23 protein-coding genes are annotated in these 23,802 nt (G+C 61.6%); 17 read left to right on the top strand and 6 right to left on the bottom strand.

Features of this window, described 5'->3' with window-relative positions; genetic code table 11:
• Window positions 1–188 precede the first annotated feature (188 nt).
• Window positions 189–989 (top strand): transglutaminase-like cysteine peptidase, encoded by an 801-nt coding sequence (locus tag AB8A50_RS19880; protein WP_093758184.1) that lies wholly within the window; start codon window positions 189–191, stop codon window positions 987–989.
• Between the two features lie 45 nt (window positions 990–1,034).
• Here the strand turns inward: AB8A50_RS19880 and AB8A50_RS19875 are convergent, their stop codons facing one another.
• Complete coding sequence (locus AB8A50_RS19875) at window positions 1,035–2,723, bottom strand: methyl-accepting chemotaxis protein (RefSeq protein ID WP_439078694.1); 1,689 nt, start codon at window positions 2,721–2,723, stop codon at window positions 1,035–1,037.
• Between the two features lie 245 nt (window positions 2,724–2,968).
• Here AB8A50_RS19875 and AB8A50_RS19870 point away from each other — a divergent pair, with 245 nt between their 5' ends.
• Both AB8A50_RS19870 and AB8A50_RS19865 read left to right on the top strand, forming a co-directional pair.
• On the top strand, window positions 2,969–3,811 hold the full coding sequence (locus AB8A50_RS19870) for an SDR family NAD(P)-dependent oxidoreductase (RefSeq protein WP_439078693.1): 843 nt from the start codon (window positions 2,969–2,971) through the stop codon (window positions 3,809–3,811).
• Window positions 3,812–3,829: 18 nt separating this feature from the next.
• Window positions 3,830–4,339, top strand: coding sequence for a cupin domain-containing protein (locus AB8A50_RS19865; RefSeq protein ID WP_439078692.1), 510 nt, complete (start codon window positions 3,830–3,832; stop codon window positions 4,337–4,339).
• On the opposite strand, the gene AB8A50_RS19860 is transcribed toward AB8A50_RS19865, so the two are convergent.
• A complete protein-coding gene (locus AB8A50_RS19860) occupies window positions 4,320–4,631 on the bottom strand; it encodes a hypothetical protein (RefSeq protein WP_439078691.1) in 312 nt (103 codons plus the stop codon). The two genes, AB8A50_RS19865 and AB8A50_RS19860, sit on opposite strands and share 20 nt — an antisense overlap.
• Before the next feature lie 127 nt (window positions 4,632–4,758).
• Here AB8A50_RS19860 and AB8A50_RS19855 point away from each other — a divergent pair, with 127 nt between their 5' ends.
• Window positions 4,759–5,562, top strand: a complete 804-nt coding sequence (locus tag AB8A50_RS19855) for a DUF4886 domain-containing protein (RefSeq protein ID WP_439080006.1) — start codon at window positions 4,759–4,761, stop codon at window positions 5,560–5,562.
• A 126-nt stretch (window positions 5,563–5,688) separates the two neighbouring features.
• On the opposite strand, the gene AB8A50_RS19850 is transcribed toward AB8A50_RS19855, so the two are convergent.
• On the bottom strand, window positions 5,689–6,915 hold the full coding sequence (locus AB8A50_RS19850; RefSeq protein ID WP_439078690.1) for an LLM class flavin-dependent oxidoreductase: 1,227 nt from the start codon (window positions 6,913–6,915) through the stop codon (window positions 5,689–5,691).
• 191 nt (window positions 6,916–7,106) lie between these two features.
• Between AB8A50_RS19850 and htpX the strand changes: the two genes are divergently transcribed.
• The 4 genes from htpX to AB8A50_RS19830 all read left to right on the top strand — a co-directional run bounded on the left by htpX (window position 7,107) and on the right by AB8A50_RS19830 (window position 10,682).
• Window positions 7,107–8,039: a zinc metalloprotease HtpX gene (gene htpX / locus AB8A50_RS19845; RefSeq protein ID WP_439078689.1), complete on the top strand. Its 933-nt coding sequence runs from the start codon at window positions 7,107–7,109 to the stop codon at window positions 8,037–8,039.
• A gap of 157 nt (window positions 8,040–8,196) precedes the next feature.
• Window positions 8,197–9,273, top strand: coding sequence for a DUF4892 domain-containing protein (locus AB8A50_RS19840; RefSeq protein ID WP_439078688.1), 1,077 nt, complete (start codon window positions 8,197–8,199; stop codon window positions 9,271–9,273).
• A gap of 183 nt (window positions 9,274–9,456) precedes the next feature.
• Window positions 9,457–9,879, top strand: coding sequence for a hypothetical protein (locus AB8A50_RS19835; protein WP_089263479.1), 423 nt, complete (start codon window positions 9,457–9,459; stop codon window positions 9,877–9,879).
• Between the two features lie 53 nt (window positions 9,880–9,932).
• Window positions 9,933–10,682: a cupin domain-containing protein gene (locus tag AB8A50_RS19830; protein ID WP_439078687.1), complete on the top strand. Its 750-nt coding sequence runs from the start codon at window positions 9,933–9,935 to the stop codon at window positions 10,680–10,682.
• Between the two features lie 77 nt (window positions 10,683–10,759).
• Here AB8A50_RS19830 and sthA read toward each other — a convergent pair whose 3' ends face one another.
• Window positions 10,760–12,154, bottom strand: a complete 1,395-nt coding sequence (gene sthA / locus AB8A50_RS19825) for a Si-specific NAD(P)(+) transhydrogenase (protein WP_439080005.1) — start codon at window positions 12,152–12,154, stop codon at window positions 10,760–10,762.
• 277 nt (window positions 12,155–12,431) lie between these two features.
• On the opposite strand from sthA, the gene AB8A50_RS19820 reads away from it, so the two are divergent.
• The 9 genes from AB8A50_RS19820 to AB8A50_RS19780 all read left to right on the top strand — a co-directional run bounded on the left by AB8A50_RS19820 (window position 12,432) and on the right by AB8A50_RS19780 (window position 22,610).
• Window positions 12,432–13,841 (top strand): MFS transporter, encoded by a 1,410-nt coding sequence (locus AB8A50_RS19820; RefSeq protein ID WP_439078686.1) that lies wholly within the window; start codon window positions 12,432–12,434, stop codon window positions 13,839–13,841.
• Between the two features lie 144 nt (window positions 13,842–13,985).
• Window positions 13,986–14,804: a chromate resistance protein ChrB domain-containing protein gene (locus tag AB8A50_RS19815; RefSeq protein ID WP_439078685.1), complete on the top strand. Its 819-nt coding sequence runs from the start codon at window positions 13,986–13,988 to the stop codon at window positions 14,802–14,804.
• Between the two features lies 1 nt (window position 14,805).
• Window positions 14,806–16,203, top strand: coding sequence for a chromate efflux transporter (gene chrA / locus AB8A50_RS19810; RefSeq protein ID WP_439078684.1), 1,398 nt, complete (start codon window positions 14,806–14,808; stop codon window positions 16,201–16,203).
• A gap of 101 nt (window positions 16,204–16,304) precedes the next feature.
• Window positions 16,305–16,553: a hypothetical protein gene (locus AB8A50_RS19805; RefSeq protein ID WP_093757628.1), complete on the top strand. Its 249-nt coding sequence runs from the start codon at window positions 16,305–16,307 to the stop codon at window positions 16,551–16,553.
• A gap of 210 nt (window positions 16,554–16,763) precedes the next feature.
• Window positions 16,764–17,951 (top strand): extracellular catalytic domain type 1 short-chain-length polyhydroxyalkanoate depolymerase, encoded by a 1,188-nt coding sequence (locus AB8A50_RS19800; RefSeq protein ID WP_184512348.1) that lies wholly within the window; start codon window positions 16,764–16,766, stop codon window positions 17,949–17,951.
• A gap of 99 nt (window positions 17,952–18,050) precedes the next feature.
• Window positions 18,051–20,540, top strand: coding sequence for a PAS domain-containing protein (locus AB8A50_RS19795; protein WP_439078683.1), 2,490 nt, complete (start codon window positions 18,051–18,053; stop codon window positions 20,538–20,540).
• A 195-nt stretch (window positions 20,541–20,735) separates the two neighbouring features.
• Window positions 20,736–21,155: a DUF1236 domain-containing protein gene (locus AB8A50_RS19790; RefSeq protein ID WP_439078682.1), complete on the top strand. Its 420-nt coding sequence runs from the start codon at window positions 20,736–20,738 to the stop codon at window positions 21,153–21,155.
• A gap of 166 nt (window positions 21,156–21,321) precedes the next feature.
• Window positions 21,322–22,293, top strand: coding sequence for an acyl-CoA desaturase (locus tag AB8A50_RS19785; protein ID WP_439078681.1), 972 nt, complete (start codon window positions 21,322–21,324; stop codon window positions 22,291–22,293).
• Between the two features lie 65 nt (window positions 22,294–22,358).
• Window positions 22,359–22,610, top strand: a complete 252-nt coding sequence (locus tag AB8A50_RS19780; RefSeq protein WP_093757625.1) for a hypothetical protein — start codon at window positions 22,359–22,361, stop codon at window positions 22,608–22,610.
• A gap of 5 nt (window positions 22,611–22,615) precedes the next feature.
• On the opposite strand, the gene AB8A50_RS19775 is transcribed toward AB8A50_RS19780, so the two are convergent.
• Complete coding sequence (locus AB8A50_RS19775) at window positions 22,616–22,942, bottom strand: hypothetical protein (RefSeq protein WP_089263487.1); 327 nt, start codon at window positions 22,940–22,942, stop codon at window positions 22,616–22,618.
• A gap of 7 nt (window positions 22,943–22,949) precedes the next feature.
• On the bottom strand, window positions 22,950–23,618 hold the full coding sequence (locus AB8A50_RS19770; RefSeq protein ID WP_439078680.1) for an MBL fold metallo-hydrolase: 669 nt from the start codon (window positions 23,616–23,618) through the stop codon (window positions 22,950–22,952).
• Window positions 23,619–23,802: the final 184 nt, after the last annotated feature.

Raw genomic sequence — 23,802 nt, 5'->3', positions numbered from 1 at the left:
TTCGGCCATTTCGATAAAATTGTCGTCAAGCCGGTTAGCCCCCCTTCAGCCTGTCCGCGAACTTCGCTGATCCGGCTAACCCCTTTTAATCTCTTCGAAAATTAGCCGCCTCAAGATGGCCCCACAAATGATCCGGTCACGTGCGAGCAGCCCTGCTTGCCGATGCCCGGACAGACGGGGCGTCTATGATGTGGACTTCTGCTTTTGCGCGGGTGCGCTGCGCGTCTGTGCTGGCCTTGGGGCTGGCGATTTTCGCGGCACCCGCTGATCTCCTGGCCGGAACGGCCTTTCCTGACCAGGCGATCGACGCAGTCGAACGGCCTGCGGAGCCGTTTGGCCTCGCCACATCGGCGCTGCCGGAAGGCGAGCTCAAAGCCAAATGGCGCGGGGTGGAACGCGAGCAGGACGACGAGCAGCTTGCTGTCGAGCTTTGTGCCGAGACACCCGTCCGCTGCTCGCCTGAGGCCGCGAAGTTTCTGGATATCGTCGGCGATGCCAGTGCTCGCGATGGTCGCGCCCGCATGGGTGAGGTCAATCGCGCGATCAATCTGGCGGTTCGGCCCGGTGATGATCTTGTGCTCTATGGCGCAACGGATGTCTGGCGCTCGCCGCTGGCACTGTTCGCCACTGGTGCCGGCGATTGCGAGGACTATGCCATCGCCAAGTTCACCGCATTACGTGCCGCCGGCGTTGCGGCCGAGGATCTGCGCGTTGTGATCCTGCGCGATACGCTGCGCCAGGAAGACCACGCTGTTGCGGCCGCCCGTCTCGATGGCCGCTGGTTCATGCTCGACAACCGTCGCATGGCGATGGTCGAGGACGTCAACATGAAGAACACCCGTCCGCTCTTCGTGATGGACCACAACGGCATCCGTCAATATGTCGATGCGCCGCTGCTGGCAGCTACGCAGCGTCCCGTTGCGGATGAAGCAGCTCTGACCATGCTGGCATTCAGCGCCAAAAAGACATCGGGCCGCCCCGCGCTGTAAGCGGAACGGCCCGTATCGATCGAAGGTTTCGATCGCTCGCCTGATTTAGGCCGCGCGAACCTTGGTCAGGAAGTCTGTCACCGCCGATTGCAGCATGCTGGCCTGCCCGTCGAGCTCGCGCGCACCGTTGAGGACCTGGCCGGCCGCTTGTCCCGTGGCGGAGGCTGCTGCGTTGACGCTGCCGATATTGGTGGCGATTTCGCTGGAGCCCGTGGCTGCGGCCTGAATGTTGCGGGCGATTTCGCGGGTCGCAGCGCCTTGCTCCTCGACGGCTGATGAAATCGCCATCGAAATCTCGCTCATCTTCTCGATGGTCGCACTGATATTGCCGATTGCCGAGACGGCATCTCCGGTCGTCGATTGCATGCTGGCGACCTGCGCCGAGATTTCCTCCGTCGCCTTGGCTGTCTGGGTTGCCAAGGCCTTCACTTCCGAGGCGACGACCGCGAAGCCACGCCCCGCTTCACCTGCACGGGCAGCCTCGATGGTGGCATTGAGCGCCAGGAGGTTGGTCTGTGCTGCAATCGTGTCGATTAACTGCACCACAACGCCGATCTTCTCAGCTGCGCCGGACAGGAGCTGAACCGTTGCGTTGGTTCGGTCTGCCTCGCCGACGGCCTGCCGCGCGATCTCGGTCGATTGCGCGACCTGCCGCGAGATTTCCTCGACGGACGCCGTCAATTCTTCCGCTGCAGCGGCAACGGTCTGCACGTTGTTCAGCGCCTTCTCGGACGCCATGCTGACGCTCGCGACGCGATCGGTGGTTTCGCTTGCGGTGTTGGTCATGGACGATGCGGTGGCCTGCATTCCGGCCGCGGACGTCGCAACCGATTTCACGACGCCGTTGACGCTTTGCTCGAAGCCATCGGCAAGGCTGTTCATCGCCGACTTGCGTTCGGCGGCGACGCGCTGCTGGACGGCGACCTCTTCCTGCTCGAGGCCGTGCATGCGGATAGCGTTGTCCTTGAACACCTGCACCGTCGTAGCCATCGCACCGATCTCGTCGCGACGGCCGGCGCCGGGGATCTCGGCTTCCAGCTTGCCGTCAGCAAGATCCCGCATGCGGGTGCCGAGCTGGCTCAGCGGCCTCGTGATACTGCGGGCGATGAACCAGGCGATCAGACCGGCAACAACAGCGATACCGAGGATCGCTGTTGCCAGTGACCAGATGATCGGCGTCATCTTGGTATCGAGGTCGTCGAGATAGGCGCCGGTGCCGACGAACAGATTCCAGTCGGGCACGGCAACCGCATAGGAGAACTTGCGGATCAATTCGGTCGTGCCCGGCTTCATGTATTCGTAATACAGCGTGACATCGCCCTTGGCGGCGACGCCGTCGCGCAACTCGCGGGTCAGCGCACGGCCGTTGGTCGGGACGTCCAGCCGGTTGGTGCCAAACTGTTTCGGATCCGGCGTCACCAGCGCGATGCCGTTCATGTCATAGGAGAAGACGTAGCCGTTGCCCTTGTCATAAGTCATCGTGCGGGCGCGCTTGACGAATTCCTGGATTGCAGCATCCTTTGTCAACTCGCCGGCTGTCACCTGCTTCTGCAGACCGAGCGCCATGTTACGAGCCGTTTCGACGATGGCGAGAACCTGCTCCATGCGAGAGCTGCGCATCTCGGCGCTGACGAGGCGCGTCGCCTGCACGCCGGCGAGGCAGAGACCGATCAGAGTGACGGTGACGAGAAGCCCGAGCTTGGCGGAAATCGGCAGGTTATTGAGCAGCTTCACGGAAAAGGTCTCCAGCAATCGCGAGCCATGCTTGGATGGCGGTACAATGCTGCACGATACGCAGATGCGTCTTAGAACTTCCTTAATCGTAACTCTCGGGACTCTCCGACGGTTGTGGCTTGGAAAGTGCGCCGCTTCATCTGCAAATTCAGCGGGCTGCGAGTCGCGCTGACTCAAAATACGCCTTGCGCGGGCGCAGGTTCGGGGCGTCAAATGCCGGCCATAAAAACAAACGGGGAAACGATATGGGGCGTCTCGACAACAAGGTCGCAGTCATCACCGGTGCGACGAGCGGTATCGGGTTCCGTACGGCGGAAATCTTCATCGCGCAGGGTGCGAAAGTTGTGATTGCCGGGCGTCGCGCGCCGGAAGGCAATGCGCTTGCTTTGAAGCTCGGCGCAAATTGCAGTTTCCGTCAGACCGACGTTACCGATGAAGCGCAGATGAGTGCACTGATCGGTCACGCGGTCGAGAAATTCGGCCGCATCGATTGCCTGTTCAACAATGCCGGCGGTCCGGCGCAAACCGGTGGTATCGAAGGCCTCGACGTCGATCGTTTCGATACGGCGATGGCGACACTCGTACGCAGCGTCATGCTCGGCATGAAACATGCCGCCCCACATATGAAGAAGCGGGGCTCGGGCAGCATCATCAACAATGGCAGTATTGCCGGCCGGCTCGCCGGCTACTCGTCCTCGGTGGTCTATGGTGCCGCCAAGGCCGCGGTCATCCATTTGACCAAATGCGTGGCGATGGAACTCGGTGAGAGCGGTGTGCGCGTCAACAGCATCTCGCCAGGCGCCATTGCGACCGGAATCTTCGGCAAGGCGCTGGGACTATCGGTGGAAGCAGCCGAGCAGACGCCGGCGTTGATGCGCGAGGCATTCAAGGCTGCGCAGCCGATTCCGCGCGCTGGTCTGCCGGACGACATCGCTCATGCCGCCGTCTTCCTCGCCAGCGACGAGTCGTCTTTCGTCAATGGCAACGATCTGGTGGTCGATGGCGGTGTCACGGGTGGTCGCAACTGGAGTCAGCAGCAGCAGGGCTATGTCGCGATGCGCAAGGCGTTCGGCCAGGACAATGGCTGAGGGGCAGGGGAGCGAAGAATGTCCATCACATGCGACGCGATCGTACCGAGGTTGCCTGAAGCCCGCTATGTGTCTGTTGCCGTTGCCGCAGGATTGATGTGTGCGATTGCCCTTGGCAAGGCACTTCCGGCGACAATGGACGCTATGTCGACTGTTCTTGCGCCGCTCTGTGCCGTCAGCAATGGCTCCAGCGCCAATCCCGGCGATGCGGTGGAACTGATCACATCGCATGCGCTGCCGAATGTGCCGGGAAAGCGCGTGACCATTGTACGCGTGTCCTATGGACCCGGCGGCTTCAGCGCGCCGCATCGTCATTCCGGCACGGTGACAGCCTACATCACCAAGGGAGAGATTCGCTCGCAGCTCGGCGGCGGGCCGGTCGAAACCTTCAAGGTTGGGCAGTCGTTCTTCGAGCCGCCGGGCTCGACGCATCTCGTCTCGGCCAATGCGAGCAATACGGAGCCGGCCGAGCTGATCGCAGTGTTTGTGGCCGATGAAGGCGCGCAGCTTACGATGCCGCTGGACTAGTTGCGGTGATCGAGGCTGGCGTCTTTGGCATGACGCGTCCATGCCGTTGCAGGAAGGACAAGCCTGCGGCCGTCACTTGAACGACGGAGCCATGTCCGGCGATGTGCATGCGTGTGGCAAATCCGCGGTCGATGCAGTCTTCCCACACCGTCAGTCGCGGGCACGACGTCCGCCATGCATCGAGCACGTCGGCATGGGATCTGGGTTCGCGCGCGATCCATTCCAGGAGATCAAGGATCAGGGGATCGAGGTCATGGGAAACGAGCTCAAGGAGAACATGGTCATGGGGCATGGCGCTGTCTGCCTCCCGCGATCGAGGCCGGCGCAATCCGCACCGACCTATGCTATCGATACGCATATACGCATATACGCATATAATAAGAACCGGGAGACATTCCATGTCCAGAACTTTGCGAGTCATGCTCCTCGCTGTGGCAACCCTTGCTGCCATGGCCGGTGCGCCCGTTGCGGTGCAAGCGCAGACCAAACCCAAGGTCACGTCGCTGGGACCCGATTTTCCGAAGACCGAGATCTTCATCGGCAACAGCTTCTTCTACTTCAACAACAGCATGCACAGCCACGTGCTGGGGATGGTGCGCGCTGCCGATCCCGCCAACAGGACGAGCTATCAGGCGACCTCGGTGACCATCGGCGGCTCCGGCTTCGAATGGCACGATGTCGAGAGCTATTTCCGACCCAACGCAATCGCGTCCTATTCCTTCGACGATAATAACAACATCATCTTCAACAAGCGCGAGCGGTTGTTCGATGCTGCGATCATGATGGATTGTAGCCAGTGCCCGATCCATCCCAAGCTGAAGTCGGTCTTTACCGAATATGCGAAGAAGGATGCCGACATCGTCCGCGCCCATGGTGCGAAGCCGATCTTCTTCATGTCTTGGGCCTATGAAGACAAGCCGGAGATGACGCAACAACTCGCCGAGGCCTACACGGTCGCCGGCAATGACAATGATGCACTGGTGATTCCGGCCGGTCTGGCATTTGCCAGGATGCGCGCGAAGCAGCCCGAGCTCAGTCTGTACCAGCCTGACAGGCGCCATCCGAGCATGGCTGGCACATACCTTGCGTCCTGCGTGGTCTTCACCGCGCTGACGGGGCGTTCGCCGGTGGGCAATCCGTATCTCGCGGGTCTCGATGAAGCGACTGCGAAGATGCTGCAGACAGCGGCATGGGAAACGGTACAAGATTATTACGGGAAGTAGGCCGCCAGCCTCTCCCCGTCATTGCGAGCGCAGCGAAGCAATCCAGTCCTTCTTTGCCGAAGTGAAGAGCTGGATTGCCGCGTCGCTTCGCTCCTCGCAATGACGGAGGAAAGGCCTGAGCCGGGCTTACCCCTTCTTCTGCAGATCCGGTGCATTGACGAGCGGAATCGCTACGCGCCCTGGCCCGGTGAGCGGCAGCGCCGCCGCTGCTTTCTCGTTGGCCATGATCTTGGCCATCACGGCTTGCCCGGCGCGCTCGAACACCTCGCGGTTCTCGATCACGAATTGCTGCGACTTGCGCAAAGACGCGATGTAGCCGTTGATCTCCGGCACCACATAGCGCGCCACCATGTCCCAGCTGCGCCTCGTGTTCTCCGGATTGGCCCAGTCATGCACGAAGCCGATGATGGTGCCGACACCGCCTGAGACCTGCATCAGGTTCTTGATGGTCTTGATGAGGTCATCCGGCGTGCCGATGGTCGAGGCCGCATTCTCGCCGCCCGCCGTCTTTTCCACTGCGTCCTCGGGTGAGGTGAAGGGCTGCAGGCCCGGCCGCTGCAGAGTGCCAACATTGTATTCGTTGTGCCAGCGCATCAGGCCGGGGCCGGCCTCGCGCGCCGCCTGTTCGCGGGTCTCGGCGATATGCCAGGACAGCAGCACACGCCAGCTGGCGCGGTCCACCGTGGTGCCGTGCTTCTTCGCGGCATCCTCCGCAAAGCCCCATTGCGTCGGCAGCGCCATCAATCCCTGCGTCGACATCGAGCCGAGCGAGATGATGCCGATGCCGTATTTGCCGGCCAGCGTCATACCCGAAGGCGAGATCTGCGACGCCACAACGAAGGGCATCTCCTCCTGCAGCGGCAGGATCTGCAGCGCGGCGTCGTTCATGGTGAACCAGTCGCTCTTCGCGGTGACGCGTTCGCCGTTGAACAGCCGACGGATAATGGCGATGGCTTCGTCCTGGCGGTCGCGCTGGGTCATCGGGTCGATGCCGAGCGTATGCGCGTCGGAGGCGAGCGCGCCCGGCCCGGAGCCGAAGATCGCGCGGCCGCCGGTCATATGGTCGAGTTGCACCATGCGCTGCGCGACATTGTAGGGATGATGATAGGGCAGCGAGATCACACCGGTCCCCAGGCGAATGCGCTTGGTGCGTTCGCCTGCCGCGGCGAGGAACATCTCCGGCGAGGCGATCATCTCCCAGCCCGACGAGTGATGCTCGCCGCACCAGAATTCATCATAGCCGAGCGCATCGAGCTGCTCGACGAGATCGAGGTCCCGCCGGAGCTGCAGCATCGGATGTTCGCCGATCGGATGATGCGGTGCGAGAAAGGCGCCGAACTTCACGCGAGCCATAGTGTTTCCTCTTTGTAATGTTTTTTAATGTTTTCGTTGCGCGCAGCCTATGGCCACATGTCGCGGCATTCAATGCAGTCCGCTGCATGGCCGCGACGCGCTGCCGCACAATGCCGTCTTGCGGAACGATCGGGCGGATCACCATTTGATGCCTGCACCGCAGCGTTTTCCGCAGGCGGGCAGGAGGACCAATGAGCTACTTCAAGACCGCGATTCTGCTGGCCGGCATGACCGCCCTGTTCATGGGCGTCGGCTATCTCATGGGCGGCGCGTCCGGTGCGATGATCGCGCTGGTGGTCGCCGCCGGCATGAACATGTTCGCCTACTGGAATTCGGACCGCGCGGTGCTGTCGATGCACGGCGCGCAGCCGGTTGATGCACGTAACGCGCCGGACTTGTATCGCATGGTCGGCGAGCTCGCCCACAATGCCGGCCTGCCGATGCCCAAGATCTACATCATGGACAATCCGCAGCCGAACGCATTCGCCACCGGCCGGAATCCGGAGAACGCCGCTGTCGCCGTGACCACCGGCCTGATGCAGCAGCTCACGCGCGAAGAACTCGCCGGCGTGGTGGCGCATGAGCTCGCGCATATCAAGCATCACGACACGCTACTGATGACCATCACCGCGACCATCGCCGGTGCGATCTCGATGATCGCGCAGTTCGGCATGTTCTTCGGCGGCAACCGCAACAATAATGGCCCGGGCATGATCGGCCAGATCGCGCTGATGATCCTGGCGCCGCTTGCGGCCATGCTGGTGCAGATGGCGATCAGCCGCACGCGTGAATATGCCGCCGACGAGATGGGCGCGCGGATCTGCGGCCAGCCCATGTGGCTCGCTTCGGCGCTGGCGAAGATCGACAACGCCGCGCATCAGATTCCGAACGAGGATGCCGAGCGCGCGCCGGCGACAGCGCATATGTTCATCATCAATCCGTTGTCGGGGCGTGCCATGGACAATCTGTTCACCACGCATCCCGCGACGCAGAATCGAATCGTAGCGCTGCAGCAGCTTGCGGGGCAGATGGGTGCTCAGTCGCAGGTACCGACGCGATCCGCGCCTCAAGCAACTCGCCCGTGGAACAGCGGTCAGTCGCGTCCGCGCGGTCCGTGGGGCTAGAACCCAATTGGACTTAACGAGATTGGTCGCTGCGCAGCACCGTTCGGTTCAATGAAAACCGGACATGGCTGCGCGGCCATTCGCTGCGCTTTAGTCCGCTTGTTTACATGTCCCAAATCGTCATCGTGTGCGCTCCTGAAACGGGGACGCATGACTCATGCTCGGACGCATTCTGACGGTTGGCTTGTTTGTTCTGTTCGGGGCGTGTGCGGCACAGGCCGATGCGACGATTCCAAACAAGGATGTTCCCGGCGCGCGCGATAGCGCGTTGTTGAAGCGTTATGACGGTTCCTTCATCATCAGCTACGAGCGCCTCGCCTTCACTGACTTCACCATCCCGCTGTCGAAACTGGAAAAGACCGGCGATAGCGATCGCGATCGGATGAACAATCAGGTCTACAAGCCGAACAAGCTGCTTGAAGTGGAAGGCGCACGCACGCGCATCACCTATCTGCTGCCGGCCAACCGCTCGCCGCTCGAAGTGCTGCGGAACTATCAGGATGTGGTCAAGGCAGCCGGCGGCGAGGTGCTCTATAGCTGCAAGACCGATGACTGCGGCGGCGATCCGACGCGCTCGGCTGCGGGCGGCGGCGATATGAGCCTGCTGATGTATTTCGTGACTGAGGCGCAGTTGAAAGACGGTGATTTCTCCAATGGCAAATGCGCCATGGCGTCTCATCTCGACGATCAGCGCTTCTTCGCTGCCAAGATACCGCAAGCTGGCGGCGAAGCCTATGTCACCGTGCAGATCTATCTCGTGAAGGACGATCTGTACTGCAAGGCCTTCAACGAACGCACCGTGGCCGTCGTGCATATCGTCGAGCCGAAGCCGCGTGAGCAGAAGATGGTGGTCGTGAAGGCCGACGAGATGGCGAAGATCATCGGCTCTACCGGCCGCGTTGCGCTCTACGGAATATTCTTTGATACAGGCAAAGCCGACCTGAAGCCGGAATCATCGCCGACGCTGCAAGAGATCGCCGGGCTTCTGTCATCCGATCCCAAACTGGCCGTGTTGGTCGTTGGTCACACCGACAATCAGGGCGCCTATGACTACAATCTCGATCTGTCGCGCCGCCGTGCGGAGTCGGTTGTAGCGGCGCTCACCACGAGCTTCCGCGCCGATGGCAAGCGCCTGCGCGCAGCCGGTGTCGGCATGCTCGCACCCGCAGCATCGAATGACCAGGATGACGGCCGCGCCAAGAACCGGCGTGTGGAGGTTGTCAAGCTGAACTGATCGCAACGGATGTTCGGCTGGGGGGCGCCCGTGTCAGGTTCTTCGGATAGGCGCTGTTCTGTTGGAGAAGGCATATCTCTCCGGATTCGACCAAAGCCCAATAGTGTCGAAGAGGCCCACGGGGATATTGGTATCGGAAGTTGATGGAAAGGTTGTTGCCCGGACAGATAGAAGGGTAATTGCATGACGCCCGATGCCGTCGCCTTGGCCTCTATGGTCCTTCTGATTTTCTCGATGGGCTTCTTTCTGCTGTCGTCACCGGCCTTTCTGCTGGTGAGGCTGGATATCCCGGAAGTGACACAGCTGCTGCGGGGCCTGTTCCGCTCCTATTTCCTGATGGTCGCTATCGCCGGTGTCATCGCGACAACGGCCTTTGCACTGGCTGGTCGACTGGTTTTCACCATCGGCATCGGCTTGATCGCGGCTTTTGCGATCTGGGCGCGGGGCTGGTTCTTGCGGCGGATGGATAGTCAGATGAGCGCACGAGACGCCGGTGATGCCGAGGCCGTGCGCCGGCTCCGACGGATGCATTGGGGCGGCATGCTGTCGAACGCATTCCAGCTTGCCGCCATTATCGGCAGCATCCCCTACGTCATGTCGGCTTGATCAGCCTCGCAGCACAGCGATGTGCTGACGATAAAGCGCGATGGAGAATGCAGATGAGCAAGTTCTCATGGCGGTGGTTGTCACGTCAGAAGCCTAAGCCTTCGAATGCTGGGTCTCTGGATGCCGCGCAGGGTACTGAACGATTTGCAGGCAGCGATCGGCGTCAGTTACTTCAGGCGCTGTCGGCCATCGCCGGTGGCGGCGCTTTGGCCGCGCTGCCGCAAAGCTCGGATGCGAAAGATGCGAGCGAGCTGCCACCGCCCAAGCGGGTCGTGACCGGCCGCGATGAAGCCGGCAAGTCGGTGTTCAAGTCCTTCGATGTCACGTCCAAGGTCGTGGAGATCGATGCCAATCCCGGGCTGACATTCTACGAACTCTATATGACCGAGGGCGTGCCGCAGCTCACCGGCCTGGAGCCGGACCCGATGCTCAAGGGAACGCGCGCTTTTCCCGGCCCAGGCGGAACGATGTTTCGCCTGATTTCGTATCCGCCCAAGCGGCCCGAAGGCTGGAAGCCGCCGCCCGGCGTCACAATGGAAAGCGGGCTGCGCGAGTTGTCGGACAAGGTCCCGGGCATGGGGGATCATTTCGAGCGCGATGCGCCAGGCATGCACACGTCGGATACAATCGATTACGGAGTCGTGGTTCGCGGCGAGATGACGCTGGAATTGGACGATGGACAGAAAGTCCATTTGCGTCAGGGCGACTGCGTCGTGCAGAACGGGACACGCCATCGCTGGCGCAACCCGTTGCCGGAGCCCTGTCTCATGGCGTTCATCTCGATTGGCGGCAAGCGCAGCTAGGTCGAGTTGGGCTGCCTCCATCATTCCGGGCTCGCGCTTTCGGCTGCGTCGAGACCGCGCTCCGGAATGACAAAGAGTTACCTTGCCGTCATCCTGTTCCATGCATCCAGCCCGGCGATCTTGTAGGCCTCGGCCAGCGTCGGATAGTTGAACGTGTTCTGGATGAAGTAGTCGATCGTGCCTTTCAGGTTGAGCACGGCCTGGCCGATATGGATCAGCTCGGTCGCGCCTTCGCCCAGAATATGCACGCCGAGCAGGCGGCGGGTCTTGGTCGAGAAGATCATCTTCATCATGCCGCTATTCAGGCCCATGATATGTCCGCGCGAGGTCTCGCGAAACCGCGCGACGCCGACTTCATAGGGAATACCCTTCTGGCGGACTTCCTCTTCGGTGAGCCCGGTCGTGGAAATCTCCGGCACCGAATAGATGCCGTAGGGAAAGAACTCCGGGGGCGCCAGCGGCTCCATCCCGAGCGCGTGGCAGGCGGCAACGCGGCCTTGCTCCATCGATGTGGAGGCCAGTGAAGGAAAGCCGATGACATCGCCCGCCGCATAGATATGCGACACGCTGGTCTGCAGCGTTACGGGATCGACGGCAATGCGACCGCGGTGATCGACGGCGATGCCGGCAGCATCGAGATTGAGCCGGTCGGTCGCGCCGACGCGGCCGGCAGCGAACAGCAACATCTCGGACGTGACGTTGCGGCCGTCAGCGAGCCGGGTGACGATCTGGCCATGTGCGTTCTGCTCGATCGCATTGACCTTGGAGCCGAGCCGTAGCGCGACATTGCGGTCGCGCAGCTCATGCATGAATTCGTCGATCAGCTCCTTGTCGATGAAATCGAGAAAGGTCGGCCGCGGCTCGATCAGGGTCACGGCGACATCGAGCGCGCTGAAGATGGTGGCATATTCGACGCCGATCACGCCGGCGCCGATCACCGCGAGGCTGCGCGGCAGTTTCGGCAGGTCGATGATCTGGTCGCTGTCGAACACTGTCTTGTTGTCGAACGGGACATAATCCGGCCGGAACGGGCGGGTGCCGCAGGCAATCAGGATATGGCCGGCGGAGACATTCTTGATCTCGTTCTTCTCGTTGGCGATCTCGATCTGGTGCGGTCCGGTGAAACGTGCCTCGCCGAGCGCCGTCTTCACGGCATTGCGGCTGAACTGATGCTCCAGCACCTCCACTTCGTGGTCGAGTGTCTTCTGCAGCCGCACGATCAGGTCGTGGGCGTCGATGTCCTGTTTCACCCGATAGGAACGGCCGTAGAAGCCGCGCTCGCGCCAGCCGGACAGGTTGAGCACGGTCTCGCGCAGCGTCTTCGATGGAATGGTGCCGGTATGGACCGAGACGCCGCCGACCCGCCGGCCCTTCTCCACCACCAGCACGGATTTACCGAGCTTGGCGAACTGGACGGCTGCGCGCCGGCCAGAGGGGCCGGAGCCGATCACGATCATGTCGTAGTCATACATCGAAGAGGCCTCGAAACCGGAAGGGCCGGCATATGCAATCGTCTCGCCATGCAGCAATCGGGCCACAGGCGGCATCTTCCTGCACGAGGAATGCAAATTCGGTGTGACTTGGACGGGGAGATCGACCTGCGAAGCCGGGCCTGCGGTCAGCGCGCCACCAATTCCGACGGGAGAGTTCAATTGAATAAAGCTACCTCCGAGGTAATCGACGCGATGACTGGAAGCTGGGATCAAATTGGGCGGCTGCTTCAGGCCGAACCGTTGAACGAGGCGCTCCATGCACCAGATCGTTGCCAATCCTGTCGACTCCGTGCGCCGCTGGTGGGTGCTGGCGATCGTCGTTGCGGCGCAGTTCATGTTTGGGGTCGATGCCTTCATCGTCAATGTCGCGATCCCAACCATCGCGGTCGAGCTTCGTGCCAGCGCGGCGCAGATCGAGGCTGTGATCGCGGTCTATCTGATCGGATATGCGACGCTGGTGATCACCGGTGGTCGGCTCGGTGATATCTACGGCACTAGGAACACCTTTCTCGCCGGCGTGCTTGGCTTCACCCTGACGTCACTGTGGTGCGGGCTCGCGCAATCCGGACCGGAGCTGATTCTGGCGCGGCTGGCGCAGGGCGCCACTGCAGCGCTGATGGTGCCGCAGGTGCTGGCCACCATCCATGTGCTGTTTGTGGATGAAGCCCGCGCCCGCGCCTTCGCTGTTTACGGCATCGTGCTTGGCCTTGCCGGCGCCGCGGGCTTTCTGCTCGGTGGCCTGCTGGTGACGATGGATCTTGCAGGCCTCGGCTGGCGTGCGGTGTTCTTCGTCAATGTACCGGTGGGGCTTGTCATCATCGCGGCGGCGTGGCGGCTGATGCCATCCGTTCCTCGCCGTCCAGGCACGCGGCTGGATATACGGGGTGCGCTGGTGCTGTTCGCCGGGTTGCTCGGTCTGATCGGCCCGCTGCTGTTCGGGCACGAATTGCACTGGGCGCCGTCGGTGTGGCTGGCGATGGCTACGGGTGCGGCAGTGATCGCCGGCTTCGTCAGGCTGGAGCGCCGTGTCGCGTTGCGCGGTGGCATGCCGCTGATCGATCTGGCGTTGCTCGCGGATGCTGCTTTCATGCGCGGGCTGTGCGCGGTGTTCTTTTTCTTCTTCGCCAATCTGTCATTCTACCTCGTGATGACGTTGTTCATGCAGAACGCGTTGCACATGCCGCCGCTGCGGGCCGGTTTTATTTTCGCACCGCTGGCGCTGGCTTTCGTTGTCGCGTCGCGTCACAGCGGCATGCGGTCACGCCATCGTGGCACGCTGGTGCTGATCGAGGGGTGTGCGGTGCAGGTCATCGGTCTTGCCGCGCTGGCTGCAACGGTGCTGGCCGTCAACGCGTCGTCTGCATCGCTGCTGGCGGTACCGCTTGCCGTGTTCGGTTACGGCCAGGGTCTGGTCATGGCGCCGCTGTCCAGTGCCGTGCTGTCGACCGTACAAACGTCGAGCGCGGGAGCCGGCTCGGGCATGTACGGCACCACGACACAAATCGCCAATGCAGCCGGCGTTGCTGCGATCGGCGCGGTCTATTTCGCGGTGCAATCCGCAGCATCGGCAGTCACCGCGCTGCTCGCAAGCCTCGCATTATGCGTGTTGTCGGTCGCCGCCAGTGCGGGCTTTCTGCTGTGGATGCGCCGCGCGGGCAACGTATAGAATTCCAGCACGGCGTTTGATCGTCCAGCACGCGCCTTGACAGGTCAATCGCGATGGCTTGATATTAGGGCATGGGGACAAAGCGATCTCCCCACGAGGCGACATGCCCAAGTATCGCGTCCCGCATTCCTGCAAGGACGCGCCATGTCATCGATTAACAGCATTTCCGTTGAAAAACTCGTTCGCCTGATCGGGACGCCGAAATGTCCCGCGCTCGTCGATGTCCGCACCGACGAGGATTTCGCCCGGTCGCCATTTCTCCTGCCAGGTTCGGTCCGGCGGCCATTCGGCGACGTGAATGGTTGGGCCGCAGCGCTGCGCGGTCGGTCCGCCATGGTGATCTGCCAGAAAGGTCTCAAGCTCAGTCACGGCGTTGCCGCGCTGCTGCGCGATGCCGGTATCCCGGCGGAGGTTCTGGAAGGCGGGTATCTCGCATGGGAGAGTGCAGGCCTGCCGCGCGTTCCAACCAGCAAGTTGCCGCCGCAAAACCCGCAGGGCCGTACTTTGTGGGTGACGCGGGAGCGCCCAAAGATCGACCGCATTGCCTGTCCCTGGCTGATCCGGCGTTTCATCGATCCGGCGGCGCTGTTCATGTTCGTTGCGCCGTCGGAAGTCTCGGCCGTCGGCGAGAAATTCGATGCTGCGCCGTTCGATATCGACGGCGTGTTCTGGAGCCATCGCGGCGAGCTCTGTACCTTCGATGTGATGATAGAGGAATTCGGCCTCGCCACGCCGCCGTTGCTGCGGCTGGCTACCATTGTCCGCGCGGCGGATACAGCGCGGCTCGATCTCGCCCCGGAAGCGCCGGGCCTGCTGGCGGCGTCACTCGGCCTGTCGCGGATGTATGCCGACGATCTCGAGCAGCTTGAGGCTGGACTGAATCTGTACGATGCGTTCTATCGTTGGTGCCGCGATGCCAGCACCGAAACCCACAACTGGCCGACAGCAAAGACGAAAGCTTGAGATGGCGGAAGCAACTTCGGTCACACCACCAGCCATTCCCGAGCCGCAGACCCACGGCGTTTCCTTCTCGGAGGCATTTTCGGTGTGGCTGCGGATCGCGTTGCTTTCCTTCGGCGGTCCGGCCGGGCAGATCGCGGTGATGCATCGCATCCTCGTCGATGAGAAGCGCTGGGTGTCGGAGAGCCGGTTTCTGCATGCGCTGAACTATTGCATGCTGTTGCCGGGCCCGGAGGCGCAGCAGCTTGCGACCTATATCGGCTGGCTGATGCACCGGACCGCTGGCGGGCTGATGGCCGGCGGGCTGTTCATCCTTCCCGGTGCGATCTGCATCATGGTGCTGAGCTGGATTTATGCTGCATTCGGCAATGTCGGCTTCGTCGCGGCGCTGTTCTTCGGCTTGAAGGCCGCGGTGCTCGCGATCGTGCTGCAGGCGGTGGTGCGGGTCGGTAGCCGTGCACTGAAGAACGACGTGATGCGCGTGCTGGCAGCCATCGCCTTCCTCGCGATCTTCTTTCTCGATGTGCCGTTCCCGGTGATCGTTTTCGGTGCGGCAGCGATTGGCTTTCTCGGTGGTCGGGCCGGTCTGTCGGCCTTCACGATGAGTGCGGGCCACGGGTCATCAGGCGGCGGCGACGCTGATAGTTTGCTCGGAGATCAACTTCCTCTCCATGCCCGGCCGAGCGTACGGCAGTCGCTCATCGTTGCGGTCGTCTGGCTGGTGCTGTGGCTTACGCCCGTCGCTGTGCTGCTCGTGGCATTCGGCAGCAATGACGTGTTCAGCCAGATTGCCGTTTTCTTCTCCAAGATGGCGATGGTCACCTTTGGGGGTGCCTATGCGGTTCTCGCTTATGTCGCGCAGCAGGCCGTCGATCACTACGCATGGCTAAAGCCCGGCGAGATGCTCGATGGCCTTGGCATGGCCGAAACCACGCCTGGTCCGTTGATCATGGTGCTGCAATTCGTGGGCTTCATGGCCGCCTTCCGCGCACCGGGGATGTTGCCGCCGCTGCTGGCGGGCACGCTTGGTGGATTGCTCGCGACCTGGGTGACCTTTGCGCCGTGCTTTCTCTGGATTTTCCTCGGGGCGCCGTTCGTCGAAACTCTTCGTGGCAATCGCGCGTTGAGCGCCGCGCTGGCGGCGATTACCGCCGCAGTGGTCGGCGTCATCCTCAACTTGGCGATATGGTTCGCCATCCACACGATGTTTCGGGAGGTGAAACCTGTTCGCACGCTCGGACTCAGCTTCGACATGCCGGTTCTGCAGAGCGTCAATGGATGGGCTGTCGCGCTGTCGGTCGCGGCCCTGCTTGGGGTCTTCTATCTGAGGATTGGTCTGCTGCAGATCCTGTTGGCTTGTGCAAGCGCGGGTGTGCTTTTGCACATTGCCGGCCTGGTATGACCTCGCGAAACCGTGTGCGGAACCGGTAATTGACGGCTGACGGAACAGGAACGTTTCGAACGACGTCGCGTTGAAGGCCGTTCACTCAACAGGAGCTGACCATGCGGAAAACCATTCTTGTTGCGATCTGCGCCACGGCCATCGGCGCTACTCCGTTCGCAGCCTTTGCCCAGGCGACCGGCCCCTCCGGCCAGGATTCGACCAAGATGGGCACCGGCACGACGGCGAAGGAAGGCGAGACCAAGGCGACGGGCACCCAGGGAATGTCGAAAAATAGCGCGAAGAAGGATTCCATGCACAAGGACGGCATGAAGAAAGACAAGATGATGAAGAACGAGATGAAACAATAACTCGTCATCTCTCCCCGACTCGCCCCGTATGACCTGGCCATGTTATGGCCGGCCCTGCGGGGCTTCCTTTGCGATATAGGTAATTCGGAAGCGTCAGTGCGCCTCTCGTTTCGTTGATAGGTATATTGAAACCGTATTTGTTTTAGTTTGCAGTGCAGCAACCATATGTCGTCGGTACTGTTGTATAAGCCTGACGACCTAGGAGCTGCCGTGTCTCTTGCCGATAATATCGATTTCCTCCGCAATCTCCCGAAACCGCCCGGAATCAATACGTTGCAGGGGTTGGCGCGCGGCCGTGCGTCGGCAGGTTTGAGTCCGATCAGCGAATCAACGGGTTTCGGCAGCAATCCCGGCGACCTCCGTATGTTCAGTTACGTGCCCGCCACGCTGGCAGCAAATCCGGCATTGGTCGTCGTGCTGCACGGATGTACCCAGAACGCTGCGGGCTATGACAACGGCACCGGCTGGTCTGCTCTCGCCGAGCGTTATGGTTTCGCGCTGCTGATGCCCGAGCAGAAGTCATCCAACAATGGCAACACCTGCTTCAACTGGTTCAATGCCGATGACATCGCGCGCGATAGCGGCGAAGCGCTCTCGATCCGTGAGATGATCGAGCAGATGGCCGTGGACCACGATGTGGACCGCAAGCGTATCTTCGTTACGGGTCTGTCGGCCGGCGGCGCGATGACGTCGGTGATGCTCGCAACCTATCCTGACGTGTTTGCGGCCGGCGCCATCATTGCGGGCCTGCCTTACGGTATCGCCACCACCATGCAGGAGGCGCTGAGCGGTATGTATCGCGCGGCGCCGCGTGCCGCGAACGATCTCGGCAATCTCGTGCGCAAGGCATCGCCGCATACCGGTGAGTGGCCGAAAGTGTCCGTCTGGCACGGCAGTGCCGATCGCACCGTCAATCCGGCCAATGCCGGCGAGATCGTCAAGCAATGGCTCGACCTTCACGGCCTGCCGCCCGCACCGATGTCCGCCGTGGATGTCGACGGCTATCCGCGCGAGGTGTGGTGGAACAAGGACGGTGAAACCGTCGTGGAATCCTACACGATCACCGACATGGCGCATGGTACGCCGCTGGCGATTGCCGGACAGGACGAGCCCTATGGCGCCGCCGGTGCCTTCCTGCTCGAAGCCGGCATCTCATCCTCGTATCATATCGCGCAGTTCTTCGGCCTTACCCGGCAGCTTGCACCCCGCAATGTCGAAGCTGCAGCCGTGGAACCGGCGGCTCCGGCGGATGCCACTGTCTCATCGGTGACGCAAAAGCCGCGCACATCAGGCGATCGACGCGCCGCGCGCCGCGATCCCGTAGGACGGCGGTCTATCGATATCAACGGTGCCATTACTCGTGCCCTCACGGCTGCCGGTCTCATCAAGTCACCCTGACAAGTAACAGGCGTGATCGGCGCCGATTTGCGCCAGGTCTGACAGGGCGCTAAGTTCTCAAGATACGTCAGACTGGTCTTGCGTACCGATTGCCCGCGCATGTTGGATGCCCATCGACCGAATTCGCCCGACTTTCTCGCCGGTGGAGGCGAGATGGGCGCGTTGATGCGCGCTTACGATTGGGCATCGCATCCGATCGGAGCACCGGACACCTGGCCGCAGAGTCTGCGCACCGCGATCCGGATCGTTCTGAATACCAACCACCCGATGTTCATCTGGTGGGGACCGGACCTCATCCAGTTCTATAATGACGCCTATGCCCTGACCATGGATGCACAACAGCATCACGCAGGGCTGGGCGCGCGCGGCCGTGAATTCTGGCACGAGATCTGGCCCATCATCGGCCCGCAGATCGCGCAGGTGATGAGTGGCGGCGGTGCCACCTGGCACGAAAACCAGCTGATCCCCATGACGCGCAATGGCAGGCTCGAACACAGCTATTGGACCTACAGCTACAGTCCGCTCGATCTGGATGACGGCGTCGGCGGTGTGCTGGTGGTTTGCCGCGATGTTACCCGGGATCATGAAGCGACCATTGTCTTGCGCGAGCGAGAAGCAGAGCTCGCGCGTGTGCAGCAGATCGGCCAGATCGGTGGTCTCGAAGTCGATCTGCGTACCGGCTTCCGCAATCGTCGATCGCCCGAATATCTGATCGTTCATGGTTTGCCGCCGGAAGCAGCCAACGAGTCGCACGAAGATTGGGTGCGTCGCATCCACCCTGAGGATCGCGAGGCGACGGAGCAGAAGTTTCGCGACGCGGTGAAAAGCGGCGTGCGCGACTACACTGTGCAGTATCGCATCATTCGCCCGAGCGATGGCCAGACCCGCTGGATTTCAGTGCGATCCTATATCGAGCGTGACGACGCGGGAAAGCCGCTGCGGCTGGTCGGTGCGCATACCGACGTCACCGATCAGGTGCTGGCAGAGCAGGCGCTGCGCAAGAGCGAGGATGAGGCGCGTCGGCTCGCGGCAAAACTTGCAGACCTCAATGAGACGCTGGAACAGCGCGTGCGTGACAAGACGCGTGAGCGCGACCGGATCTGGAGCGTGTCGCAAGATCTCCTGATGGTCGCCGACCATGATGGCGTCTGGCGCACCGTCAATCCGGCCTGGACGCGCACGCTCGGCTGGAGCGAGGCCGAGCTGCTCAACAAGACCTCGCGCTGGCTCGAGCATCCCGAGGATCAGGCCAGGACAATGGCCGAGGTCGATAAGCTCGCTGCCGGCGAGCCGACGATCCGCTTCGAGAATCGCCTTCGCCACAAGGATGGCTCCTATCGCTGGCTGTCCTGGACGGCGGTGCCGGATCAGAACCAGATCTATTGCGTGGCGCGCGATGTCACTGCCGAGAAGGCTGCTGCCGAGCGCCTTAAAAACACAGAAGAAGCGTTGCGGCAGTCGCAGAAGATGGAGGCTGTCGGTCAGCTCACCGGCGGCATCGCACATGACTTCAACAACCTGCTCACCGGCATCGTCGGCTCGCTCGACCTGATGCAGACACGGCTCGGTCAGGGTCGCACCGACAATATCGCGCGCTATATCGACGCTGCGATGACCTCGGCCAATCGTGCGGCTGCGCTGACGCACCGATTGCTGGCCTTCGCGCGGCGGCAGCCGCTGATTCCGAAAAGTGTCGATGCCAATGGGCTGATCGTCTCGCTGGAGGATCTGTTGCGCCGGACCATTGGCGAGACGCTGGATCTCGATATCGTGGCGGCGCCTGATCTATGGTGCACGCTGTGCGATCCGAACCAGTTGGAGAGCGCGTTGCTCAATCTGGCGATCAATGCGCGCGACGCGATGCCTGATGGCGGGCACTTGAAGATCGCGACACAGAATGTGCGCGTCGACGCCATCAATGCCAATGCGCCGGCTCTGACGCTTGGCGACTATATCTGCATCGGCGTCAGCGACAGCGGAACCGGCATGAGCCCGGAGGTCGTGGCGCGCGCCTTCGATCCGTTCTTCACGACAAAGCCGATCGGGCAGGGCACGGGCCTCGGCCTATCGATGATCTACGGCTTCGCGCGTCAATCCAACGGACATGTCAGCATCGACAGCAGGCTCGATATCGGGACGACCGTGAAACTGTATCTGCCGCGCCATGAGGGAGACGCTGCCGCACAGGATGCGGCGCCGCTGAAGGGCGATCAGCATGTGGCCGCAGGCGAAACCCTGCTGGTGGTCGAGGATGAGCCGGTGGTGCGCTCTGTCATCGTCGATATGTTGAAGGACGAAGGCTATCGCGTGCTCGAGGCAGTTGATGGTCCGTCGGGCTTGCGGGTCCTGCGCGAGACGCCGAATATCGATCTGCTGGTCACCGATATCGGGCTGCCCGGCATGAACGGCCGTCAGCTTGCCGATCAAGCGCGCGAGGCGCGGCCGGGCTTGAAGATCCTGTTCATCACCGGTTATTCCGAAAGCGTCGTTATGGCGAAGGGCTTTCTGCTGCCTGGGATGGAGATGATCACCAAGCCGTTCGACCTCGATCATTTCCTGCGACGCATCCGCGCGATGGTCACGAGCTAAAGCGTTTTCAAGCGAAGTGGATACCGGTTCGCGTCTAGAAAACGCGTCAGAATAAAAGGCGTAGCCCTCCGGTTCCATATCTCTCCAGATATTTCAGCCTAGGTGCGCAGGTTCTAACGGTTCAATCGCCGGAACCATTGTGCGGCCGCGAGCTTGTATCGGCGCAATACCGATCAATCAAAACTGGAGATCATCATGATCCGCCGTCTTCTTGGAACCGCTGCCATCGTCGCCATGATGGCTCTTCCCGCCGCTGCTCAGGCTCAGGGTGTCCCCGGAGGCATTGAGCGTGGTGCGCGCGATGGCGAGCGCGCAGCTGGTCCTGTGGGCGCTATCGTAGGCGGCACCATCGGTGGTGTTGTCGGCGGCGTAGCCGGCGTGCTCGGTGTCGACGATCGTCCGCGGTTCCGCAGCTATGTCGTGGAACAGCGTCGCCCATCCTACACCTATAGCAACGAAGTTCGTGTCGGTGCCGTGCTGCCTGAGAGCGGCGTGACCTATTACGAGGTTCCGGCAGAATACAATTCCGCCCGTGAATACCGCTACACCGTGGTCAATGGTCGCACGGTTCTCGTCGAGCCGCGCACCCATCGCATCGTGGAAGTGATCGATTAAGCCGATCAATAAATGACTTTTCGAACGGGCCGCCTTCAGGCGGCCCGTTTTGTTCCATCTATGGCCTGCGGCGTATCTGTAGTCAGCGCCGATGTTCTCGCGTAGAGAAGTGCCGGGGAATCACACGAGCACCACGCGGCGATCAATCGCCCGGATGCGGAGAACGATGGCCACCAGCAATCGCGATCAGATCGCCCCTGCCATCGCACTGGACATTCCCCTTGCCGATCGTACCGAGACAGGTCTCGCTTTGCCGGACGGCGTGCAGCCCTATCGCATCGACTGGCTCAACACGCTCACCATCGCCACCTTTCACGCACTCGCACTACTCGCGCTGATGCCGATGTTCTTCAACTGGACAGCGGTGATTGTGGCGGTCATCGCAGCGCGGTTGTTCGGCCTCATCGGCATCAATATCGGTTATCACCGGTTGCTGACGCATCGCGGTTTCAAGTGCCCGAAATGGCTGGAGCACGCTTTCGTTGTCGTGGCGATCTGCTGTGCCGAGGATACGCCGGCGCGCTGGGTTGCCATCCATCGCCGTCATCACGAGAAGTCCGACGAGCAGCCGGACCCACACAGCCCGCTTGCCAGCTTCTTCTGGGGCCATATGGGCTGGCTGCTGGTGAAGAACCCGGATCTGTCCCGCCTCGGCATCTATGAACGATATGCCAAGGACGTCCTGCGCGATCCGTTCTATGTCGCGCTGGAGCGCAATCTCTGGCAGCTGAAGATCCTGCTCATCCAGATCAACGTCTTCTTCTTTGCGGGCCTGGCCGGCAAACTGCTGTGGGGCGGCTCATGGGCCGAGGCCGTGCAGTTCGCTTTGAGCACCGTCATCTGGGCGGTCTTCGTGCGAACCGTCTTCGTCTGGCATCAGACCTGGGCGGTCAACTCGGTCACCCACATCTGGGGCTATCGCAACTACGCGACCGATGAGGACAGCCGCAATAATCTGTTCATTGGCTACCTCGCCCATGGCGAGGGCTGGCATAACAACCATCACGCCGATCAGCGCTCGGCGCGCCACGGTCATCGTTGGTGGGAGTTCGATACCACCTATCTGACGATCCGTCTGCTGGAGAAGCTCGGCCTGGTATCGGATATTGTCGAGCCGCGGCATACGACCAATAGGTAAGGCCTGCCAAGCTCGAGCATGCCACACGAGATGCAACTTTTCGTCACAATTCGCGTTACTACACCATGATGACGAAGCCCGATATCTGGTACGTGGCGTTTGGCCCCGACAAATCCGTGAAGTCCGACACTCGTGCGACAAACGGTGTGCGTACGACCAGGACCTTCAAATCCGAAATCGATGCAAAACTGTTCGCCCGGGAAATCCTGGCCAAAGGCTGGACCGCAACAGCCGGCACACTCAATCCCTATCAACCCAAGCGTACCATTGCGGCATCGCAGATCGAAGACTGGGCCGATCCCGCTCGAGCCGACTAATCCGGCTAGATGACTTCGTAGGCGAAAAACAGGATGATTACCGTGATCGCGACGAGGCCTCCCAGAAAGCACTGATCGGCAATCGACTCGCAGCGCTCGCTGAGTTGGCGGTTTTGCGACTTCCGCATCGATGTGTAGGACGCGACCGCGCTGGCGAGAAAGAACAGCGAGGCGATGGCCGAATATTCATCGACCCGGCTGGGGCCGATCTGCGGCTCCATGATCTTGACCAGTCCGATCAGCGTTGCGCAGACGCCGATCATCGTCCCGGAGCTCGGCAGGATGTGCTTGGAAAGCGCTCCTTGCTCCCCGGAGGCCCTGTCGTCGCTCATGGCGGGATTACGCCTCGCCGGTGAGGAACGGGTTGGTCATGCGCTCCTGGCCGATGCTGGAGCCCGGGCCATGACCGCAGATGAAGCCGACATCGTCGCCAAGCGGCAGCAGCTTGGTCGTGATCGAATTGATCAATGTCTCATGGCTGCCGCCGGGGAAATCGGTTCGCCCGATGGAGCCTGCGAATAGCACGTCGCCGACATGGGCGAATTTCATCGCCTTGCTGTAATACACGACGCTGCCCGGCGAATGACCGGGGCAGTGCAACACGTCGAAAGTCAGGCCGCCGACACTGACGGTGTCGCCTTCATTGAGCCAGCGATCGGGCATGAAATTACGGGTGCCCGTCATGCCGTATTTCGCACCGCTGTCCTCGACATGTTCGAGCAGGAACGTATCGGCGACATGCGGACCGATGATCTCGACCTTCAGCGTCTCGCGCAGTTCGTCGGCGCCGCCGACATGGTCGATATGGCCGTGGGTCAGCCAGATCTGTTCGACCTTCACATTCGCCTTGGCAATGGCGTCCAGGATCAGTGGCACGTCGCCGCCGGGATCGATCACCACGGCCTGCCGCGTTGCCTCATCCCACAGCAACATGCAGTTCTGCTGAAACAGGGTCACCGGAATGATGGTACCCCCGGCCTGGGCTTTATGTTCGGTTTCATCTGTCATCGCGCCACAATGCTGATTTTTGCGGGCGAGGGAAGGGGATTTAGATCGCAAAATTGCGAGGCTGCCTCTTCCCCTCTCCCCCAGCGCAGCGAAGCTGCGCGCCGCGGGAGAGGGTGCCTAGGCGGCCTCCGGCCGCCGTTCTTGAAGAGAGACGCCGATGCAACGCATCGGCTATGGCGAAGCG

This window comes from Tardiphaga sp. 841_E9_N1_2, assembly GCF_051811065.1.
GTDB lineage: Bacteria > Pseudomonadota > Alphaproteobacteria > Rhizobiales > Xanthobacteraceae > Tardiphaga > Tardiphaga robiniae.
The sequence above is the reverse complement of the archived record's forward strand: the minus strand, read 5'-3'. Positions and strand labels throughout refer to the sequence as shown.

Bases quoted from the DNA above. Each gene is read 5' to 3' on its own strand.
- AB8A50_RS19820 (WP_439078686.1), top strand. From the start codon at position 12,432: ATGCACCAGATCGTTGCCAATCCTGTCGACTCCGTGCGCCGCTGGTGG.
- AB8A50_RS19855 (WP_439080006.1), top strand. From the start codon at position 4,759: ATGCTCCTCGCTGTGGCAACCCTTGCTGCCATGGCCGGTGCGCCCGTT.
- AB8A50_RS19880 (WP_093758184.1), top strand. From the start codon at position 189: ATGTGGACTTCTGCTTTTGCGCGGGTGCGCTGCGCGTCTGTGCTGGCC.
- htpX (WP_439078689.1), top strand. From the start codon at position 7,107: ATGAGCTACTTCAAGACCGCGATTCTGCTGGCCGGCATGACCGCCCTG.
- AB8A50_RS19795 (WP_439078683.1), top strand. From the start codon at position 18,051: ATGTTGGATGCCCATCGACCGAATTCGCCCGACTTTCTCGCCGGTGGA.
- AB8A50_RS19790 (WP_439078682.1), top strand. From the start codon at position 20,736: ATGATCCGCCGTCTTCTTGGAACCGCTGCCATCGTCGCCATGATGGCT.
- AB8A50_RS19840 (WP_439078688.1), top strand. From the start codon at position 8,197: ATGCTCGGACGCATTCTGACGGTTGGCTTGTTTGTTCTGTTCGGGGCG.
- AB8A50_RS19775 (WP_089263487.1), bottom strand. From the start codon at position 22,942: ATGAGCGACGACAGGGCCTCCGGGGAGCAAGGAGCGCTTTCCAAGCAC.
- AB8A50_RS19870 (WP_439078693.1), top strand. From the start codon at position 2,969: ATGGGGCGTCTCGACAACAAGGTCGCAGTCATCACCGGTGCGACGAGC.
- AB8A50_RS19850 (WP_439078690.1), bottom strand. From the start codon at position 6,915: ATGGCTCGCGTGAAGTTCGGCGCCTTTCTCGCACCGCATCATCCGATC.
- AB8A50_RS19835 (WP_089263479.1), top strand. From the start codon at position 9,457: ATGACGCCCGATGCCGTCGCCTTGGCCTCTATGGTCCTTCTGATTTTC.
- AB8A50_RS19805 (WP_093757628.1), top strand. From the start codon at position 16,305: ATGCGGAAAACCATTCTTGTTGCGATCTGCGCCACGGCCATCGGCGCT.
- chrA (WP_439078684.1), top strand. From the start codon at position 14,806: ATGGCGGAAGCAACTTCGGTCACACCACCAGCCATTCCCGAGCCGCAG.
- AB8A50_RS19770 (WP_439078680.1), bottom strand. From the start codon at position 23,618: ATGACAGATGAAACCGAACATAAAGCCCAGGCCGGGGGTACCATCATT.
- AB8A50_RS19830 (WP_439078687.1), top strand. From the start codon at position 9,933: ATGAGCAAGTTCTCATGGCGGTGGTTGTCACGTCAGAAGCCTAAGCCT.
- AB8A50_RS19785 (WP_439078681.1), top strand. From the start codon at position 21,322: ATGGCCACCAGCAATCGCGATCAGATCGCCCCTGCCATCGCACTGGAC.
- AB8A50_RS19815 (WP_439078685.1), top strand. From the start codon at position 13,986: ATGTCATCGATTAACAGCATTTCCGTTGAAAAACTCGTTCGCCTGATC.
- sthA (WP_439080005.1), bottom strand. From the start codon at position 12,154: ATGTATGACTACGACATGATCGTGATCGGCTCCGGCCCCTCTGGCCGG.
- AB8A50_RS19865 (WP_439078692.1), top strand. From the start codon at position 3,830: ATGTCCATCACATGCGACGCGATCGTACCGAGGTTGCCTGAAGCCCGC.
- AB8A50_RS19860 (WP_439078691.1), bottom strand. From the start codon at position 4,631: ATGCCCCATGACCATGTTCTCCTTGAGCTCGTTTCCCATGACCTCGAT.
- AB8A50_RS19780 (WP_093757625.1), top strand. From the start codon at position 22,359: ATGATGACGAAGCCCGATATCTGGTACGTGGCGTTTGGCCCCGACAAA.